Source organism: Halosimplex pelagicum (genome assembly GCF_013415905.1).
Taxonomy (GTDB): Archaea; Halobacteriota; Halobacteria; order Halobacteriales; family Haloarculaceae; genus Halosimplex; species Halosimplex pelagicum.
The window spans coordinates 2,555,440-2,573,876 of the sequence record NZ_CP058909.1 but is presented as its reverse complement, the minus strand read 5'-3'; the positions used below and the strand labels follow the sequence as shown (position 1 = coordinate 2,573,876).

Sequence of the window (18,437 nt, the reverse complement as noted above, 5' to 3'; positions counted from 1 at the left end):
ACCGTCTTCGTGACGCCTACCGGAGCTGGAGAGTCCGGCGCCGGCGACACAAGCTGGTCATGGCCTACGCGAAGGTCGGTCGGTACCGCCACGACTTGGGGCCGGGGTTCTCCCCGCTGCTGTACGCCTACGACCAGCTCACCAGCGAGGGACTCATGATCGTGATCGAGACCGACGGCGGGAAGGAGCTCGTGTGGCGGTGGCCCGAGGGCACGACCGACATCCAGGGGGATGGACCGATTCGCGAGACGGTTCGGACGGTGATGGGCGATGATTGAGCCCATCGTCGACCCGGCGCCGTACTACGACGTCGAGTGGCTCGACTGCATCCGCTGCGGGGGTAACGGAGAGCACGTCGAGTGCATCGACGATCTGTGTCACGCGCAGGGACACTGTATGCACGGGGACAACCTGTGCGCCCTCTGCGAGGGCGTCGGGCTGATCTCCGAGGAGCTGGCCGAGCGGTGGCGCCGTCGCGACGCCTTCGAGGCCGTGACGGCGCCGGACGCTGACCTGCGGGCCCGAGGGACGCTGCAGGCCGCTGCTCGCGAACGCCGACAGGAGGCCGATACTGCATGAGCCAGACCGAACAGAGAGTCCGCGAGTTCGTGCCGGGCGAGACGGATATCGACCAGTGGATCCGCGACCACCGCGACCTCATCGAGCGCGAGGCCAACAGCGACGCCCCGGACGCCTGGGTCTTTCAGTCGTTCCTCGACTCGATCGACGAGGACGATGACGACGAGTCGACCGGGTCCGACGAGGGAGGGGATTCGGCGTGACCCAGGCGGCTCGGGTCCACGTCGAGGATGCCGACGCCCTGCGTGCGGAGGGAGACACGCTGGCCGGCGCGGACGGTTTCGATACCCGACATCATGGACTGGCGACCGGCCTGCTGGCGCTCGCGCGCCTCTTTCGTGACCGCCTCGCCGCAGTTCGGACACCAGCGGGCGGACGGGGAGACGGGCTCACGGCAGTTCCCGCAGCGCTTCCGTTCCCGCGAGAGGCTCTCGTCGTCGTCGACGAGCCCGGCGCCGGCGAAGATCTCCTCGTTCATCTGCTCGGCCGTGACGTGGACGTACCGCTGCCACATGTCCGTGTCGAGCGACCACTGGACGCGGTGCTGGATCTCCTGTTTATCGTACCCTTCGCGCCACATCCGGGTGACCGCCGAGTGCCTGAAGTTGTGGGGGTTGACAGGTTTGTCGACCTCCGCGCGGTCGGCGAGCGTCGTCAGGATGCTTTTGAAGCGCGACGGCGAGAGCGCCCCGTCCTCCTCGGCGACGGGGCCGCACTCGTCGAAGGTGTGGAACAGCGCCGCCTCGGGCTCGTCGGGCCTGGGATGGGAGTGGTTCAGGTACACCCGCAGCGACGCCTTCGCGTCGATGATGGGGTAGGGCTGGATGGTTGCGCCCTTCAGACCGATCGCGTTGCGGTTCGGCGTGTAGGTCGCCCGCTCGCCTTCGAGGTCGACGTCCTTGACCCGGAGCGACCCGGCGAGGGTGAGCCGGGCGCCGGTGTCGGCGAGGAACTCGACGAGCGCCTGGTTGCGCGGCCGCCGCGCGGCCTCGACGAGGTCGCCGACGTCGTCCTGCGAGAGCATGTCCGCCTCGTCGACGGTGTGTTCCTGGTCGTCGGGCTTGTCGGGGTCGAAGTCCTTGACCCAGTCCTCGCCGCGGTCGGTCGCCCAGGTCGACAGCGCGGCCTGGTAGTTGTAGACGGTGGCGTCGCTGGGCTGGCCGCCGCGGCCGATGGAGTCGTCGCGACGGACGCGAAAGAACAGCTCCTGGACGTCGTCGAGGTCGAGCTCGACGAGCGGAACGTCGGACCACTCGGCGAGGCGACGGAGCCGGTTGGCGTACTGGCCGAGCGAGGAGACGGCGAGGTCGCCGTCACGGGCGCGGAGCCACGAGCGGATGGCGTCGTGGTCGTCGGGGTGGATGTCCGCCTCGGACAGGCGCTGGAGGGCGTTGTCGTAGCGCCGGCGGAACCCACTGAAGTCGTCGGTCGGCATGAGCGGTCAAAGAGAGTCCTCTTTCATAAAGCAATGGTGCGAAAAACCCCTGGTTCTACACGTCCACCAATCATGGCCGAATTTACGAAGCGATCGGCACGCGAACTCGCGTCGGAGATTCGTACTGGACGCCTGTCCGTGCTTACTCTCCTCGAGTCAATATTAGATCGTATCGAAGCAATCGACGAGTTGAACGCGTTCGTCACGGTTATCGAGGAATCGGCACGCGAGAGCGCTCGCAAGGCTGATGCAGCAGCTGCGCGTGGAGAAGATCTCGGCCCGCTCCACGGGGTGCCAGTCGCAATCAAGGATCTCCGGAATCGGAAGGCGGGCGTCCGGAACACGATGGGACTCGCTCCGCTGGAGAATAACATGGCCGACGAGGATTCCATCACGGTCGAACGACTGGAGGCTGCCGGTGCCGTCATCGTCGGCACGACCAACACGCCGGCGCTCGGCCACACCATCAAGACGGAGAACCGACTCGTTGGATCGACCCCAACCCCGTTTGACCATAACCAGTCTGCTGGCGGCTCGTCCGGTGGTTCGGCAGCGGCGCTCGCAGCGGGTGCAGTACCGCTCGCCACCGGGTCAGACATCGGTGGCTCGCTCCGGGTTCCGGCCTCCTGCTGTAACGTCATCGGGCTAAAACCGACATTCGGACTCGTTCCCGAACGCGTTCCATTCGACGGATTCAGCACCCACTCTCCGTTTTTCGTGGGTGGGCCGATGGCACGAACAGCTGAGGACACAGCCCTTCTGCTTGATGTTCTTGCAGGTCAGGACGAACGAGACCCGTTCAGTGTGCCCCGGCCAGAGACGAAGTACGTCGAGGCCACCGACCGGCCGACTGCTGAGCTATCGGTTGCGTACAGCCCGAACCTGGATTTACAGCCGGTTGCATCGACGGTGCGTGAGGCGGTTGATACCGCCGTCGCTGATCTGGCGGCCGCCGGTGCGACAGTCGATACCGTGGACGTTTCGCTCCCGTCGTACGAAGAACTATCGATGGCGTACGTCACGCAGGTTGGTGCCTTCTTCAGCGCATTCGCCCAACAACTCGCAGACCAGTACGACATCGACTTCGAGACGGCAGACGTCGAAGATACGGTTCGGTCGACGATTGCATTGGGAACGGAGACCGACGCTGCCGACGACCGATTACAGAACGTGCCCCGAACTGCTGCGTACGATGGCATCCAGGACGCGCTGACCGGCTACGACGTTCTCGTGACGCCCACCCTTACCGTCCCACCGTACAGCAAGCATCTCACCGATGGCTATCCAACCGAAATCGGCGGCCAGTCGGTGATGGGCGTCCCGACAGACGTGATGTTGACGTGGGTGTTCAATATGACTGGCCACCCTGTGGCGTCAGTTCCTGCTGGGTTTACCGACGACGGTCTCCCTATCGGATTGCAGATCGTTGGTCAGCGATTCGCTGAGGCCGATATTTTGAGCGTCGCTGCAGCGCTCGAACGAGTCCGGCCGTGGACGGATCAGTATCCTGTCGGTGAACTGATCAGTCAGCGGTAGCCGACCCAGCGTCGGGATCTACTTGAGCAGTTTTCGAGATTAAATATAGTAACCACTCTGACTTTCATATCCAACAAAATGATATCGCTTTTCCTACAGGAGGCTGCTTATTATCCCCACGAGACAGGCTCGAACGGGCTCAAATGTGACTCGCATCGTAGCAGCCCCAAACCCAAACGCGATCAAACTCATGGTAACAACGAAATTAGCCTTCGTATCGTTGGGGCCAAGCAGGAACGTGAGCACCGCGAGCGTGCCCGACATCGCACAGATGAAGAGCCCTGTCAGAAATGACAGACTCGTAAAGAACGGGTCAGTAAACCCCATCACGGAGTACGCTGGTTCATACACCCCAACGAATGATAAACTGAAGCCGATAACGACGTATCCAAGAAAGCAGATAGTACTGAGGATGGCTCCAGGAGTAACAAGCTGATACAGTCGAAAAAACCCTCTCTCAAACGGGGTGGTTGGCTGTCGGATCCGTCTGAATGGTCGGTAGTCCATCTGCCTACGGCCAGAGCCCCCGCGCCTCGTGGGCTTCAGCGATCCGTGAGAGTGCCACGATGTAGGCCGCATCACGCCAGGTGACGTCTCGCTGCTCGAATTCCGTCCGAACAGCTTCCCAGGCAGCCTGCATCTCGGTTTCGAGCTCGTCATTCACCCGTTCGAGCGACCACGACCGGCGGTTGATATCCTGGAGCCACTCGAAGTAGCTGACCGTGACACCGCCAGCGTTGGCGAGAATGTCGGGAATGACTGCAATGTCTCGCTCTGCGAGAATCGCACTCGCCGTCGAGGTGGTGGGCCCGTTCGCGCCTTCGACGACGAGGTCAGCGGCAATCGCATCTGCATTCGCTTCGGTGATCACGTTGCCGAGAGCGGCAGGGATGAGTACGTCGACGTCGAGCGTGAGCAACTCGTCGTTTGAGATAACGTCGTCCGCGTATTTCGTGACGGCTTCCGGCTCCTCGTCGTGTGATGGAACTGCGGCCGTATCGATCCCCTCTGGGTCGTACATTGCGCCGTTCACGTCGCTGATTGCGACGATCGTTGCCCCCCACTCATCAAGGAGGCGAGCCGCATTCGCACCGACACTACCGTACCCCTGGATTGCGACCGTCGTTCCCGCGAGATCGCTCTCATAATATTCGCAGGCCTGCTTGGTGATAATCGCGACGCTCCGTCCGGGCGCTTCCTCGCGACCTTCACTCCCGCCAATTACTGGTGGCTTCCCGGTAACGACGCCCGGCGTCGTTTCGCCCTCCTGCATCGAGTAGGCGTCCATCAGCCACGCCATCGTCTGTGGATCCGTCCCCATATCGGGTGCGAGAATATCGCGATTCGGTCCGATGACGTCACGAATTTCTTGGGCAAACCGACGGGTGAGCCGCTCTTTTTCCCCCGAGCTCAACTCCTTTGGGTTGACCGCGATGCCGCCCTTGGCTCCCCCGAACGGGAGATCCATGACGGCACACTTCCACGTCATCCACATCCCGAGTCCGACACACTCGTCCCGCGTCACCTCGGGGTGATACCGGAGCCCGCCCTTGTATGGCCCTCTGACGCTGTCGTGCTGGGCACGGTACCCGGTGAAGACCTCAACGGTACCGTCATCGCGTTCGATGGGAACGGTGACTTCGTGGACCTTCTTTGGGTATTTCAGCCGTTCGACGATGTTCTGGTCGATATCGAGATGGCTAGCAGCATGATGGAGCTGCCGGCGCGCCGTTTCGAGCGCCGATTCCGGTTCGGTAGATTCGACTGTCGAATTTTCCATCTCGTCGGGGTTGGGAGTGGATTCGGACGCCATAGTCATTCAAGCGGCATACGCCGGTTCCGCATCGGTCCGCCACAGTTCGGACAACGATCTGGATTGTTTTCTGCGATAATGATGTTACCACACTCGAAGCACTCGTAGGGAGTTTCTTCATCCGGCTCTTGATCGACATCTCTCATAGTGAGGTCACGAGTGCCGGCAGGGCACTCGATAAAGGTATAATATGTGTATAAGGGAATATTCGGCAGTTAGTTAACTAACTCTAGTTCAGAGTAGGGGTATGTTATTTAACCCCTTCAACAGAAGGAGCGACAGCGAGATTGTTCTCGTCGAAGAGTGTCGCAAACAGTTTGCGCTGGACAGTCCGGGCGTGCTTATAGAACGCAGGCGGAGAGATACCAAGTGTTTCCGCAACATCCTCTCCTGTACTCTCTCGTGGCGATTCGAAGAATCCACTGTAGTACGCCGTCTGGATCACTTCGAGTTGGCGCTCTGTGAGCTTGTCAAGGAACTCCGAGTAGAGATCGTGTTCCATCGCTTGGTCGAGTGTCTGCTTCGATCGGAGTTCGACATCAGCGAACATCTCGCGGACGAGTCGTGTAATCGCTCTCACTTCGATGCTATCCGGGATATCGATGACGAGTGTGGTGCTATCTGGATCTGCAGTCGCCTCCCGGAAGACAGCGCCGTGATCGGCAAGTTCTAAGGCGAGAAACGGCTGTGTGAGTCGTAATCGTAGGACACCACCTTCGCCGTCTGTACTGATCTGTTGCACGTCATCGATTGCCACTATCTGTGATGCTGCTTCGGCGACCTCATTCAGCGATGCGTCTTCGACAGTGACGAACACGTGACTTCCCTCCGTGGATTGCTGGACGCCACCCTGGTACGAGAGTGTACATCCTGCATCCTGCGCCAATCGTGAGAGAACGAACGTCGGGTCGTCAATGGCAAATTCGACGCGGGTCACAGACGTCGTGAGCAGTGCATTCTTTCGCTCGATCGCACTGAGCGCGGACGCGATGGTTTCACCGAGTTCGGCCAGAACGGCTGTCGCCGTCTCGTCGAACGCATCCTGGGTTGTTGCATAGACCGTCAACACACCGTGTGTGAGGTCGTTGTATACGAGCGGAATACTCAACACTGAGAGGAAATCGCGAGTGAGGGCATCCTTTCGCCACGGCTCCTCTCGAAGCTCAGCAGCGACGTTCGTCACCATCGTCACCTCACCAGTCGCCGCGGTTTGTCCCGCTGGATCGACTCCTGACGCAGCGACCGCAAAGGTGTGGCTATCCAGATACCCTTGTTCGCGTCCCGCCCACGCTCGTGGAGTGACGGTGTCGGTCGCGGAGTCGACCGTCCCGATCCAGGCGAACTTGAACCGATCGTCGGCAGCCAACAATTCACAGACAGTATGATCGATCTCTTCTCGTGTTTCGGCCTGAACGAGTGCTTGGTCGATCTCTCGGATCGTCTCGTTGGTCCGATTCAGCGCAGTGAGTTGCTCGTTCTGTTGTTGAAGTGTGCGGTCCTGTTTGCGGAGTTGTGACTCTCGGGAGACACGGTCGAGAGCCGCCTCAGCTGTCGCAGCAAGGAGATCGGTCAGTTCTCGAGTGACATCGTCGAAGACACCGACTCGATCTGACCCCGCGACGAACACGCCATGCTTGCCGAGTGGAATGTAGGACATACTCCGGAGATCAGTCGCCCTGTTTCCGAGTCGGTCCGCCTCGTGGACGTCATCGAAAAACAGTGCCTCGTCTTCAACGAAACTGTAGCTCGGAAGGGTTTCACCGTCGGTGGGTACGGTCGGAAGCGGCCCGTTTAATTCCCGCATTGCCGCCGAGTATGCGGCGGGTTTCAGAACGTTGGCATCAGCATCAAAGAGATAGACGGCACTCGTATCGAGGTCGAGCACACCAGGTGTATCGTCGACGACGTGTTGGGCAATTTCTTGGTGTGTTTCAGCGTAGAGGAAATCACGGGCGGTCTCGTGGAGCGTTGCGAGCGCCTCCTCGCGTTGCTTCCGTTTCGTAATATCCCGGCAGCTAAAGAGGAGGGTTCCACCCTGAATCGAGACTTCGCGAACGTTGACCAAGAGCGTGTGCTCACGCCCGGCTTTGTCGGTTGCCGTCGTCTCGATATTCTTGAGGACGCCGTTTGCGGCGAGCTCCTCACGGTCGAAGAGATCCTCACCGAGGAGTTCGTCGATTGTCCCCAGGTTTCGGATCTCCTCAACCGTGTAGCCGAAAATAAAGTGGACGTTGGGGCAGACGTAGGTGTACTCACCATCTTCGTCCGTGATGAGAATAGTATCGGTCATGTTGTTGAGCGTGACGCGATGGAGTTTCTCGGATTGCCGGAGATCTCGTTCGAGCTCCACCCGTTCAGTTATATCAACGCCCTCGACGACGATCGAGATGAGATCGCCGCGTTCGCTCTCCACAGGGCGCACGGAGAGGTCGATGACGCGCGGGTCCTCGAGATGCGGCGGCTGTGGAACAACAGCATTCCCGAACGCCCCGTCGAGTGCATTCTCTACGATCTGCTGGACTTCCGTATTCGTCTCGTCTGTTTGTGCCCACCACGGCAGCGTCCAGAAGGGCTCGCCGATGACTGTATCAATATCGTCATCGATCATCTCTCGTGCAGTCTGATTCATACGGGTGAGCGAGCCATCCGGGTCGAGTACCCATGTCGCGGTGCGTGAATCGCTGAAGATCGCATCGAACTGTCTGGCGTGCTCTCGCTGTGTGGCCGCCCGTTGTGCGGAGCGAACTCCCCGTTCGGTTCGAGCCAACAAGTCCTCTACCATCTGGTCAGCCGAATCAGTTAGTGCGACGTAATCAGTCACACCGGCACCGATAGCCTCGCTGGCGATAGCTTCACTTCCGGACGCAGAACCCATTATAACCGGAAATGTAGTAGTGTCTGTGCGGATCTCCGTGAGCAGGTCGAGTCCGGTTGTCTCCGCAAGCGCGTACTCGGTAATGAGACAGTCCGTAGACCCCGTCCGGAAAACCTCAAGCGCCTCTGATGTGGTCTCAACCCGCTGTACAGTCGCATCAGTCCGTGTGTCGAGCGTTGTTTCGAATTGCGTGAGCCACTCGCTCGTCCCGACAAGCAAGACACAGGACGAATCAAGGACCGCCGGAGACGACACCATTATTCGCTACCCGAGAACCAGCGACAATACAGACCGACGCGGGGTTGCTCCGAACGCCGCTGTAGTACTAGGTTGAGAGTCATACACATTGCTAGTTACCTATCAAACCAGCCAAGGTCAAAGAGGTTTGTTATTGAACCTCTAAGCGCAATAGGAGCGAGGCATAATGTGGAGACGCGACCTCGGGAATCATCACGGGCAACCGTTTCTTCCCAACTTCCGCGTCCCATCTCCCGCCGACCCATCGAGTAATGCCTACCCGAACGACCGGTACCCAATCCGAAGACACCGATATCGATGAATCGCCCCAGAGGAGCCAGTCGACGTGGGGACTCGTCGCTGGCGCGAGTCTCATCTCAACTGGACTGGCCGCCTACGAAATCGTCCCAGCAAGTGTCACTCCACTCATTCGTGACTCACTGCAGATCGGTCCGACAGTCGCAGGGTTCCTTGTCGGAGTTATGTTCGGTACGGCAGTGATTACGAGCCTTCCGGCCGGCGCTGTCCTTGACCGGACGAACACTCGGAACGCGATGGCCTTCGCCGTCATCATACTGTTCCTCGCTGGGGTATGGGGATGGATGGCTGGCCGGAACGGTGACTATCGGGCAGTTATCGCCTCACGAGCCGTTGGTGGCGTCGCGTACGTCGTCGTCTGGAATGCGGGGATCGACATTGTGAGCCGATCAGTCGAACCATCTCGACGAGCGACTGCTGTCGGCGTGTTCACCGCCAGTGGTCCGGTCGGATTCGCTCTCGGACAGGGAATGGGTCCACTCGTCGCGGCGTGGTTTGGCTGGCCCGCAATCTTTCTGGCGTTCAATGGGATTGCTCTGGTCGGTTTAGTCCTGTTTTGGCCGACGAGCCGCGGTCTCGGACACAGTAGCGGTGACACGCCAACGCTGGCTGAGTTCCGCGATGTGCTTCGCAACAAGAACGTGTGGCTTGTCGGCGGACTCGGCTTTCTTGGGTACTCGTTGTATCTGTTCGTTAACAGCTGGGGCGCCTCGTATCTCACTCAAGAAGTCGGACTCTCGTTAGGACTTAGCGGGGTGCTCGTTGCGGTATTCCCCGCTATCGGCATCCTCGCACGGGTGAGCAGTGGCCCGCTCTCCGATAGACTGTTCAGTGGTCGACGGCAACCGATCGTGTTTGGCTCCTTCTTCATTGCAGCACCACTCGTTGCAGGGTTCACTTACCTTCAATCGGTCACCGTACTCATCACGATGTTGCTCGTCGCTGGTTTCGCGATTCAGCTCACGCTCGGACTCTCGTTCACCTACGTCCGGGAATTAGTCGATCCACGGGTGGCCGCAACAGCAGTGGCGTTCCAGACCAGCGTCGGGCTCGCTGGAGCGTTCATCGCTCCCATCGCTGGCGGTGCCGTCGTCGACATCGCTGGCTTCGACACCGCGTTCCTCGTGGCTGGCGGCCTCGCTGTCTTGGGTGTCACGCTAGCGTGGTGGGCTCCGGAACCAGCGAAACAGCAAGTTGGATAAGTGCCGTCACGGACGGTCTTGGACAAAGCACGACCCAGTAATCCTTCCAACGAGATATCGATAGAGTGTACTCACCGCCTCGAACTGGACTGAGGAGGGTAGCTCACCCTGTTAGCAGATTCAACGTATATGTGGTGAGACATTCCGAGGAATGAGGTTAACGTAGGCCGAACAGAGTTGTACTGTTCTTTGCCGATTAGCTTGGTATAGGCGCTAAGCCCCATCCTCAACGGAGCGACAGAAGGGAGCGGAGTAGAGGCGAGATACAGCGCCGTCATCATCTATCCTTACAGCGACACAGTTGCAGGCCCTCAGGTATACGTTGTCCCAATGTTTTGAATTAGGGTACTACACTACAGTACGAACCCAATGGTGTACGACCTCGACTCGGGAGCGCACTCGACGTTTTCCCTACAGTACTACCTGATACTCACCACGAAGTATCGGCGCGGAGTGTAACCGAGGAGCGAACCCAATTTATTCACAGGATCAATTTTTTCGCTGACCCAATTATGGTCACGGTGGACGGTTATTTCTGCTCATAGCGTGTTCGGAAGTTTCGGTTTGCGTAATTACCTCCAATGTCACCCGAACATCGATTCCCAATATCACCTTAGTTATTTGTAAACGGGGCGTGTCAATGCAAGTATGAGCTTCGCGTCGTTGGGGAATGGCTTGTTGGGAACTGCTCAAGATACTCCCCACAAGACGCCGCGTCTGGCGGGCCACTTCGACGGGAACCACGCCCTCGTTCCACTTCTTACTCCAGCGGTACCAGCGGTTACCGACCAAATCAAGGTCGCAACGACACTCGCAAGAGCGGCAAACACAGCGCTTTCCGTGATTACTCCAATCTCAGTCCCCGAGCAGACACCGAAGACAGTCGGCCATAACGTCATCGATGACGACGACAGCGCACTCCTTGATTGGGCCCTTGAGCAAACCGCCGACGCAACGGCACACCTAGATGGCGGTTTCCTCTACACCCGTGACATAGTTACAGGCGTGCTCCGAACGGTCAAAACACGTGAGATCGATACCCTCGTTCTTCCAAGCGAGCCCGGCGGTCGGCTCCGAAAGAGCATTACCGAACGAATTGCGGCCCAGGCAGACTGCGATGTCGTCGTCGTGAACGGGCAAGCCGGCTATGAACAGGTCGCGTCGATGCTCCTCCCGATTGCTGGCGGCCCGCATTCGGGATTGGCTGCCGACCTCGCTCAATCGATCGCCGCCGACTGCGATGCGTGGATTGATATCCTCCATATCATCGAGGAAGATGCGTCAGAACAGCGGCGAACCCAAGCTGCCACCCTCGTCGAGGAAGCCGCTCACCGTATTGCCTGCCCGGAAACCACATCCACGTGGGTGCTTGAAGCTGAGGATGTTGCCGAGGCAATCATCGACCAGTCACAGTATTACGGCCTCACGATCATGGGGGCACCGACCACAGGTCGGCTGCGACGGTTCATCCATGGGTCGACGAATCACTCCGTCCGAGCGAGTGCCCGGAGCGTCGTGCTATCGGCACGGAACAACAGTTCCCGCTCGTCCGACGCTGAATGAAATGGCCGTTGTATCCATCTCACCGATTCTGCTCGATGGCAATTCTGTGAGCGGGGTGAACGACCAGTTGAACGAAGTGAACAACGCTCAAGCTCTTTGAATGGTGAATCCGACCAGAGCGAACAACTATGCGTTCACTGTCATAGGTACGCCACAGCCTCGTCTGTAGGCTGCTGTACACGCGCGACGAACGCTACTCCGTGGCTTATACTGCTTCAAAGCTCAGCCATAGCGGGTCTCACCCCTTCCCGAGATTGCCGAACGACAAACGCTTTTGCGACGCGGTACCGTTCTTCGAAGTAACTGTCGAACCTCGTGAGTCGAGTTACCTCTCTTGGGCTTCTGAAAGATCGGGAGTTCGGCGCACTGGCTGGGACCGCCTTCGCCCGGAGCCAGGCCTACTCGACCATCCTGATCGCCCTTGCGTTGTACGCTGACCTCTTCGAAACCACCGGGGTCGTCGAGGGGCTGTTCGGGACGTCGTTTGCCCTGGCCCAGTTACTCATTATCCTGCCGCTCGGGCGCAAGGTGGATACCGGCAACGCCAAGCGCTGGTTGCTCGTCGGCTTCCTGATCAATGTCGCCGTCTTTGTCGGATTCTTGTTCGTGAGCAACGCCGTCCACGTCATCCTGATCCGAATGCTCCAGGGGCTCGGTGCGAGCCTCCTGTGGATCACCGGCGCAACAATTATCGGAGAGATCAGTCCCGACGCTGAGCAGGGCCGCTGGCTCGGGTCGTACAATCAGGTCGCAGCGATTTCATCGATGACGGGCGACTTGGTCGGTGGATACCTCTTCTACACGTACGGCTTTACCATCCCGTATCTCGTCCTCACGGCGATCACGTTAGGTTCGTTCGTACTCGTCTGGGTCGCACTCCGTGATAACCCCGGCGGCCGGACAGACCCCGACGAGGCAAGCGGTCCCGAAACGTTCCGTGCACTGGTCGGGCTCCCGATGTTGCGGGCGCTGGTCGGCTTCCGATTCGCCTTTAGCTTCGGCAAAATGGCGGTGATCATCTTTCTCCCGATCTACGCGCGGACGACGTTCGGGATCTCCGCGTTTGCGATCGGCTGGATCCTGGCCGGTGGCAAACTTGCAAAGGCGCTTATGCAAGGGGTCGTCGGCACGCTCACCGACCGCTGGGGGCGAGAACACTACTTCGTCGCTGTCGGGGCCTTACTGTACGGCGTTGGCACCGCTGCCATCCCGCTTGCGACGGTCATCGAAGGGCGTGTCGATCCCATCGAGATCACCCTCCTCGGGGACACGCAACTCCTCGGCGGCGCCTTCTTCACGCTGTTCGGTGCCTACTCAATCCTCGGCGTCGCCGATTCCATCCGACTGCCCGCCAGCATGTCGCTGTTCGTCAACGAGGGCGAAGCCTACGACTCGGTCGCGAGTGCGATGTCGCTGCGTTCGGTCTCCTGGAAGATCGGACAGGTCGTGGGACCTGTGATAGTCGGGTTCATGATGGACCTCTTCTCGACGGAGGCAGGCTTTCTCCTTGCTGCAGGGTTCATCGCTGTCGCAACGGTCGGCTTCAGTATCACGTCCCGCCGCGCTCACACGGCACAGTCGATCGCTGACGACCCAGGGTATACCGATTGAGTGAGCGCCAACGTGGAGTCAGTATGGTCACCGACTAAGATACGTCAACTCATCATTCGATCACCGATAGGGAATCTATCGTGGACAAATCTCTCAGCAGTCATCGAACTGAGAGCGGAAACTCGAGTACGAATATCGTCGGCAAACTCTCTGCCAAACATGCAATACTTCGCTATCAAGCGAATTATCCAGCATCGAGCAATCCACCCGCTCAGTACCGTATCGAACGGATTTGACTCCATGTTCCCCCAAAGGTTGGCTCATCCGTGATCGGACATGAGCGTCACATTTCGACACTGCTGGGGATGAGACTGGCGTGTCGTAACAGTGTCCCGTCCGCGTTGTACACGAGTAACAGCTCCTTCTCAAAACTCGCGACAACACCCGTGTCCGCTCGGATCTGCACCTCATACCGTGCGTCCCGTCCGGATCGATTCGCGTACTCACCCACCCCACGCACGAACGTCCGAATCGAATCAGCCTTCCCCTCGCATTCGAGGATGAAGTCGCCGGTCACGCGGTCGCTGAGACTGAATACGCCAGTGTCTGCCTCGCTAGTGGGGGATACGAATCGAAACGTGACATCAATTTCATCAGGACGAATGTCCTCTCGGAGCCGACTCGTCAGCAGTTCTTTCAGACGGGGGCGTGGGCCGTCGAAATAGAGATGCAGCACCGGCTGCTCCGGTTGGCCATCAGTCGCGAGCCACCCTGTCTTGTCGACATCCATGCGAAACGTATCACGCTGCATCGGTCGATAGTAAATGGTAGCGAGTGCCGTACCTTGAAGATTCGTGTCGGTCCGACCCTCGCCACTGGCACAGACATCGAAACAGAGTACGAATTACTATCGCACAGGTGACCAGTGCTGAGGATTCTAGAGAGCCGTGGGGGCCAGGATAATACAACCAGAACCAGTAGGTCGAACGCTCACTCGGTATCGACTAACGAGCCGAACAGCTCTTCAGCATCAGCCGGCACGTCGAAGTCGTGGTAGTGCTCCCCTTCTCTTTCGTGAGGATATTGAGCGCGGCAGCAGCACCGTCACCCGCAGAGATGACGGCTTGCCACTCTTCAGCCCGCATCATCGCACCCGTCGCGTAGGCATCCGCAACTGACGTTTCCATCGTCACGTCGACGGGTGTGTTCCTGGATGGTCGTGATGATTTCCTCGCCTTGGGCCCGATCACGCCCGTAAACAAGGACGCTCGCCCCGTTCACAGCCAGCCTGAACGCGGTTTCGCGGCCAAGTCTGTCTGTCGCGCCGGTTACGAGGATGCATTTCGCCACGAGACTCTCGGTTGAAGATCCCGCCATTCGGTGCTGCTCCGAAGCACAGATGCTTACTGTTGACTCCGTCGAGAGCGAGAATCCTATCGCAGGAATACCAACCCCCTGAACACCACGTATTTGTGACCGCCATGTCTTGGTGAAAGCGATGGCTTACGACAAGGTGAACTACGAAGTCACCGAAACGAACTCCGGGATGCACTTCCTCCGCGACCCCCCGGTTGTGAGGACATGGCGTCACCGTCGTCGACGCCGAACCCGGGTGGGAAGGGCCCGAACACGAGCACAGTGAGAACGATCACGAGGAAGTGTATCTCCTCGTCGATGGAGAAGCGACGATCACGATCAACGGCAAGGACGTCCCCGTTGAAACGGGGGATACAGTTCGGATTCCACCTGGCGTGACGCGGCAAATCACGAATGGCGAGACCCACAGCCAATTTGTGCTTACCGGCGCACCATAGTGAGGCGTTCGAACGCTGGGAACAAACTCGGCGTGCCGTTGAGAAGCGTTCGGCCGAATAGCTGACAGTGATGGGAGAAGAGTCTGGTTCTGTGTAGCGATTCGTCAGGATTCACCTCCTCTCCCTCCACCCTACTCCATCTTGTGGAACCTGTTGTCTGCCACCATCGAAGAGGAGGTATGTTGGAGCGGTTAGTCGGTGTATTGCTGGACGATGTTCTCTAGGGGGTCACGGATCTCACCCTCGCCGTCAATGTCGCCGGTTGGATGGATCCGATACTGTTCGCACATCTTCTCGGCAACAAGTACGCTCCCATCCATGTCAACTTGCCACTCGGCATCCGCCAGCCGTGCCCGTAATGCCGACATATCTACGGTGCCCGCTTCAAGACGTGCTACAACGGCCTCATCGTCTAGAACGGTAAGTCGCGATGCGGGGAACGTGTAGAGCGTGACATCGTTCGCCTGTGCACCCTCGTGAAGTTCGGCTGGATCTGTCTCCGTCCACTCCGGCCAGTGGCTGTTCAATCCCGATTCAACGAACGCCACCACGACAGCCGGATCGTCAGCTGGATAGGTCGGGTTGTCCGCGGCCACGGTTCGCTCCTCTCCCTCTACAGTCACTGTCCACTCGGCAATCGGCGCGTCGGGGCAGTGAACGACGATAGCGAGATCAGGATCATCGTCGTTGGTATCGAGAACGGGGTCGCCAACGTCCATGTATCTTTCAGGTTGGTCGCTCGGCCATATGGGTCTACTCCTCTCCTGGCGACCCGAGAGCAACCGATACACTCATCAAGGATCCGTTCGGGTTCGCTATGCTGAGGCGGCTTCCGCCGTTTCGAGGTATTGTTGCTCCCATTCGCGCCGGACTTCGATTTCGCGGTGGCCGCGCCGCGTCAGCGTGTAGACGTTGGTGCGCCGGTCCTTCTCGCCTTTCTCGACAATACCTTTCTCAACAAGGGTATCCAAATTGGGATAGAGCCGCCCGTGGTGGATTTCGCTCTCGTAGTAGTCCTCGAGTTCGTCCTTGATCGCGAGGCCGTGAGGGTCGTCGAATCCAGCGATCACGTACAGTAGATCACGCTGGAAGCCGGTCAAATCGTACATCGATCCAGATGCTGATATGTACCACTGAGACATACGTCTGTTGCCACCTGAACGCCAGCGAGACAGGGTCACACACCAGATTGGATACCTGTATATTTATACGAACGATACGAGAATGGACGACGCGTATGACAGACCTGATCGTCAAAGCGGCCGTGAAGGAACAGCTCGACGGGATGAACGTGGCGGCGGACTTCTACGACGCCCTCGACGAGGAAGCCGCAGAACTCCTTGAAGACGCGGCCCGACGTGCCGACGCGAACGACCGGAAGACAGTCCAGCCGCGCGACCTCTAACGAGAGGGAACGGACCAGCAGTCCAACAACAGGGAGTCCAATACGCTGTCGTCGAACAGCAACCCAAATGCAGACCCAGCAGACAGGCGGTTTCTCGATAGTGCGACCAGTTTTTAAGAAGGTTCTGTGAATGAGAGAATAGCATGAGTACGGTCACGAAATCGATACAGATCGAGAACGTCGTTGCGTCGATGGGAATCGGCCAGGAACTCGACCTCGAAACGCTCGCTGACGATCTGCGAGTAACCCAGTACGATCCCGAACACTTTCCCGGCCTCATCTATCGCATGCAGGACCCCAAGGCCGCGGCCCTCATTTTCCGCTCGGGCAAGATCGTCTGTACCGGCGCGAAAAGCATCGCCGACGTCGCGGCCGCCCTCGAACAAGTCTTCGATGAACTCCGCGAACTGGGAGTACAGATAGCTGACTCCCCGGATGTCGAGATTCAGAACATCGTCTCCAGCGCGGATCTCGGCCACCAGCTCAACCTGAATGCGATTGCGATCGGCCTCGGGCTCGAACATATCGAGTACGAACCCGAACAGTTCCCCGGCCTCGTCTACCGCCTTGACGACCCGTCTGTCGTTGCCCTCCTCTTCGGAAGTGGGAAACTCGTCATCACAGGTGGAGAGCAGACCGACGACGCCGAACAGGCGCTGAACGTGATTGAAGAGCGACTTACTGAACTCGAGCTCTTAGAGTAACAGTCGTAATCGGCAGCTGAACGATCCGAACAGTCCAGCCGGGTGGCGAGGACGAGTTACCGTTATTGGATATTCCACTCGCTGTCTTCGTCGAGGTCGACGATCGCGTCGAACAGCGGGCGAAGCGTGCTGATCGTCTGTTGGTCGTGTGCGTTCGGGTCCATATGATAGTGCGCGACTGCATCACTGGTTTCGAGCCGGCCAGTTAGCACGTGGAGAAAGCGGAACACGCGCTGGAGATCCGCGTACTGGAGGAGCGGTGTGAGTGAGTGGAAACAGGCGACCGTCTGATTGTCATCGTCGCCCCATTCCGAGAGGAACGTATTGAGCGTGATGCCAAGGTCCGTGAGGTCATCTGGGTCGGACACCGTCTCAATAGTGAGTGGGCCGACCGGCCGTTGTGTCGAAGTGGTATCCGCGGACGCTGACCGCGTTATCTCACCGACACTGATGATGCCCGCTCGCGCCGGTCGTTCGTCGACGTGTGCATCCCAGAGGTCAATTCGGTCGGTGGCCGACTGGGTGAACGTGACCGACAGCACGTTCTCTTCGGTTGGGTCAGTGACGGTCAGCAAGTCAAGACACGCTTCGTCGTCGTGGGAATCGAGCGAGGGCGAGAGTAAAAGGATGTTCGAGGCCGCATCCACCCCACTGGTGAGACTGGTGGCTTGACTGGACATACCTCTACTGGGAAATCAGTGTCCATAAAACTATTCAAATACTGCCAAATTTATACTCATATGAGTATATTGCCCGGTGAGATTCCTCACGCTCCTCCCCCTACCAGGTCGAATTATCTCTCCTGTCAGACCGTGGGTTACGCTTCTGTGGCAAGGTCGCAAACAGAGCAAGCGGCACCGCTCTCGGCGCGGTCAACTCAAGTGTTGTCGGGATCAAATGCCCGGAGGTCCATGGTCTCGGGATCCGTCAATTCTCCCTGTAGATATCGGCGTCCAAGTTCGGTGATTGCGTAGTAGCCTGCCGTGTCGTTCGTCCGTTCGACGAGCCCCGCAGCGGTGAGCGTTCGCATCCGCCGGCGGACGTGCCCCGCAGATTTCCCAATGTTCGTCGCGATAAGCGACGGCGACTGCTCGAACTCCGATTGCTCGTGGCCATCCAAATATTCGAGCGCAATCATATCAACACGCGTCAACCATGGAATTCGGGGGCGCATCCCGACATTGGGATGCAAGAACGTATGTTAGGAGCATCGGAACCGTACAATAGTAATACGGTATAAAAACTCTTAGATTACTATATAAGGATTCATTAGCCATTGGTCTGATAGTACTGGGTATGACGAGACCCTGTTTGGCCCGTGAAACCGGTGATCGCAGGTCTCGCCCGCGCTCGACGTACAGACCACCTGACACACAGCGGATCGTGGCTCGGTGGTCACCAGTTC

20 protein-coding genes and 3 pseudogenes are annotated in these 18,437 nt (G+C 58.7%); 12 read left to right on the top strand and 11 right to left on the bottom strand.

The window, feature by feature from the left end:
• Nucleotides 1–59: 59 nt before the first annotated feature.
• Genes HZS54_RS12745 through HZS54_RS12735 form a run of 3 tightly spaced genes read left to right on the top strand, consistent with a single transcriptional unit; the run spans nucleotide 60 to nucleotide 782 of the window.
• The gene (locus tag HZS54_RS12745; RefSeq protein WP_179917581.1) at nucleotides 60–278 is read left to right on the top strand and encodes a hypothetical protein; all 219 of its coding nucleotides are present in this window, start codon (nucleotides 60–62) and stop codon (nucleotides 276–278) included.
• Nucleotides 271–579, top strand: a complete 309-nt coding sequence (locus HZS54_RS12740) for a hypothetical protein (protein WP_179917580.1) — start codon at nucleotides 271–273, stop codon at nucleotides 577–579. The genes HZS54_RS12745 and HZS54_RS12740 overlap by 8 nt, the downstream gene beginning before the upstream one ends.
• Nucleotides 576–782, top strand: a complete 207-nt coding sequence (locus HZS54_RS12735) for a hypothetical protein (RefSeq protein ID WP_179917579.1) — start codon at nucleotides 576–578, stop codon at nucleotides 780–782. The genes HZS54_RS12740 and HZS54_RS12735 overlap by 4 nt, the downstream gene beginning before the upstream one ends.
• On the opposite strand, the gene HZS54_RS12730 is transcribed toward HZS54_RS12735, so the two are convergent.
• A complete protein-coding gene (locus tag HZS54_RS12730) occupies nucleotides 704–2,014 on the bottom strand; it encodes a site-specific integrase (RefSeq protein ID WP_179917578.1) in 1,311 nt (436 codons plus the stop codon). The two genes, HZS54_RS12735 and HZS54_RS12730, sit on opposite strands and share 79 nt — an antisense overlap.
• 72 nt (nucleotides 2,015–2,086) lie before the next feature.
• Here HZS54_RS12730 and HZS54_RS12725 point away from each other — a divergent pair, with 72 nt between their 5' ends.
• Together HZS54_RS12725 and HZS54_RS12720 are read left to right on the top strand one after the other, a co-directional pair.
• The gene (locus tag HZS54_RS12725; protein ID WP_179922894.1) at nucleotides 2,087–3,550 is read left to right on the top strand and encodes an amidase; all 1,464 of its coding nucleotides are present in this window, start codon (nucleotides 2,087–2,089) and stop codon (nucleotides 3,548–3,550) included.
• A 238-nt stretch (nucleotides 3,551–3,788) separates the two neighbouring features.
• A complete protein-coding gene (locus HZS54_RS12720; RefSeq protein WP_179922893.1) occupies nucleotides 3,789–3,986 on the top strand; it encodes a hypothetical protein in 198 nt (65 codons plus the stop codon).
• A gap of 75 nt (nucleotides 3,987–4,061) precedes the next feature.
• On the opposite strand, the gene gdhB is transcribed toward HZS54_RS12720, so the two are convergent.
• The 3 genes from gdhB to HZS54_RS12705 all read right to left on the bottom strand — a co-directional run bounded on the left by gdhB (nucleotide 4,062) and on the right by HZS54_RS12705 (nucleotide 8,496).
• Complete coding sequence (gdhB, locus tag HZS54_RS12715) at nucleotides 4,062–5,363, bottom strand: glutamate dehydrogenase GdhB (protein WP_179922892.1); 1,302 nt, start codon at nucleotides 5,361–5,363, stop codon at nucleotides 4,062–4,064.
• A 2-nt stretch (nucleotides 5,364–5,365) separates the two neighbouring features.
• The gene (locus tag HZS54_RS12710) at nucleotides 5,366–5,509 is read right to left on the bottom strand and encodes a rubrerythrin-like domain-containing protein (RefSeq protein WP_179922891.1); all 144 of its coding nucleotides are present in this window, start codon (nucleotides 5,507–5,509) and stop codon (nucleotides 5,366–5,368) included.
• A 104-nt stretch (nucleotides 5,510–5,613) separates the two neighbouring features.
• Entirely contained in the window at nucleotides 5,614–8,496 is a 2,883-nt protein-coding gene (locus tag HZS54_RS12705; protein WP_179922890.1) for a bacterio-opsin activator domain-containing protein, read from the bottom strand.
• Nucleotides 8,497–8,747: 251 nt separating this feature from the next.
• On the opposite strand from HZS54_RS12705, the gene HZS54_RS12700 reads away from it, so the two are divergent.
• From HZS54_RS12700 to HZS54_RS12685, 4 genes and pseudogenes are all read left to right on the top strand, one after another.
• The gene (locus tag HZS54_RS12700) at nucleotides 8,748–9,995 is read left to right on the top strand and encodes an MFS transporter (protein WP_179922889.1); all 1,248 of its coding nucleotides are present in this window, start codon (nucleotides 8,748–8,750) and stop codon (nucleotides 9,993–9,995) included.
• 369 nt (nucleotides 9,996–10,364) lie between these two features.
• Nucleotides 10,365–10,486: pseudogene (locus HZS54_RS12695) on the top strand (IS200/IS605 family transposase); the annotation flags it as partial.
• Between the two features lie 157 nt (nucleotides 10,487–10,643).
• Nucleotides 10,644–11,558: a universal stress protein gene (locus HZS54_RS12690; protein ID WP_179922888.1), complete on the top strand. Its 915-nt coding sequence runs from the start codon at nucleotides 10,644–10,646 to the stop codon at nucleotides 11,556–11,558.
• 315 nt (nucleotides 11,559–11,873) lie between these two features.
• On the top strand, nucleotides 11,874–13,169 hold the full coding sequence (locus HZS54_RS12685; RefSeq protein WP_179922887.1) for an MFS transporter: 1,296 nt from the start codon (nucleotides 11,874–11,876) through the stop codon (nucleotides 13,167–13,169).
• Nucleotides 13,170–13,452: 283 nt separating this feature from the next.
• Here HZS54_RS12685 and HZS54_RS12680 read toward each other — a convergent pair whose 3' ends face one another.
• The 3 genes and pseudogenes from HZS54_RS12680 to HZS54_RS26715 form a co-directional block, all read right to left on the bottom strand.
• Entirely contained in the window at nucleotides 13,453–13,920 is a 468-nt protein-coding gene (locus HZS54_RS12680; RefSeq protein ID WP_281377751.1) for a DUF5793 family protein, read from the bottom strand.
• Between the two features lie 179 nt (nucleotides 13,921–14,099).
• Nucleotides 14,100–14,308 (bottom strand): annotated as a pseudogene (locus HZS54_RS12675) (thioredoxin reductase); the annotation flags it as partial.
• Entirely contained in the window at nucleotides 14,244–14,486 is a 243-nt protein-coding gene (locus HZS54_RS26715) for an SDR family NAD(P)-dependent oxidoreductase (RefSeq protein WP_179922885.1), read from the bottom strand. The gene HZS54_RS26715 and the pseudogene HZS54_RS12675, both read right to left, overlap by 65 nt.
• A 275-nt stretch (nucleotides 14,487–14,761) precedes the next feature.
• Here HZS54_RS26715 and HZS54_RS26570 point away from each other — a divergent pair.
• A pseudogene (locus HZS54_RS26570) lies at nucleotides 14,762–14,923 on the top strand (cupin domain-containing protein); the annotation flags it as partial.
• Between the two features lie 191 nt (nucleotides 14,924–15,114).
• Here the strand turns inward: HZS54_RS26570 and HZS54_RS12660 are convergent.
• Together HZS54_RS12660 and HZS54_RS12655 are read right to left on the bottom strand one after the other, a co-directional pair.
• On the bottom strand, nucleotides 15,115–15,642 hold the full coding sequence (locus tag HZS54_RS12660) for a hypothetical protein (RefSeq protein WP_179922884.1): 528 nt from the start codon (nucleotides 15,640–15,642) through the stop codon (nucleotides 15,115–15,117).
• Between the two features lie 96 nt (nucleotides 15,643–15,738).
• Nucleotides 15,739–16,032 (bottom strand): PadR family transcriptional regulator, encoded by a 294-nt coding sequence (locus HZS54_RS12655; protein ID WP_179922883.1) that lies wholly within the window; start codon nucleotides 16,030–16,032, stop codon nucleotides 15,739–15,741.
• 128 nt (nucleotides 16,033–16,160) lie between these two features.
• Here HZS54_RS12655 and HZS54_RS12650 point away from each other — a divergent pair, with 128 nt between their 5' ends.
• On the top strand, nucleotides 16,161–16,328 hold the full coding sequence (locus tag HZS54_RS12650; RefSeq protein ID WP_179922882.1) for a DUF1931 domain-containing protein: 168 nt from the start codon (nucleotides 16,161–16,163) through the stop codon (nucleotides 16,326–16,328).
• Nucleotides 16,329–16,471: 143 nt separating this feature from the next.
• Entirely contained in the window at nucleotides 16,472–17,032 is a 561-nt protein-coding gene (locus HZS54_RS12645; RefSeq protein ID WP_179922881.1) for a TATA-box-binding protein, read from the top strand.
• Between the two features lie 62 nt (nucleotides 17,033–17,094).
• Here the strand turns inward: HZS54_RS12645 and HZS54_RS12640 are convergent, their stop codons facing one another.
• Both HZS54_RS12640 and HZS54_RS12635 read right to left on the bottom strand, forming a co-directional pair.
• The gene (locus tag HZS54_RS12640) at nucleotides 17,095–17,712 is read right to left on the bottom strand and encodes a DUF7504 family protein (protein ID WP_246391930.1); all 618 of its coding nucleotides are present in this window, start codon (nucleotides 17,710–17,712) and stop codon (nucleotides 17,095–17,097) included.
• Nucleotides 17,713–17,909: 197 nt separating this feature from the next.
• Complete coding sequence (locus HZS54_RS12635; RefSeq protein ID WP_179922880.1) at nucleotides 17,910–18,170, bottom strand: methyltransferase family protein; 261 nt, start codon at nucleotides 18,168–18,170, stop codon at nucleotides 17,910–17,912.
• Nucleotides 18,171–18,437: the final 267 nt, after the last annotated feature.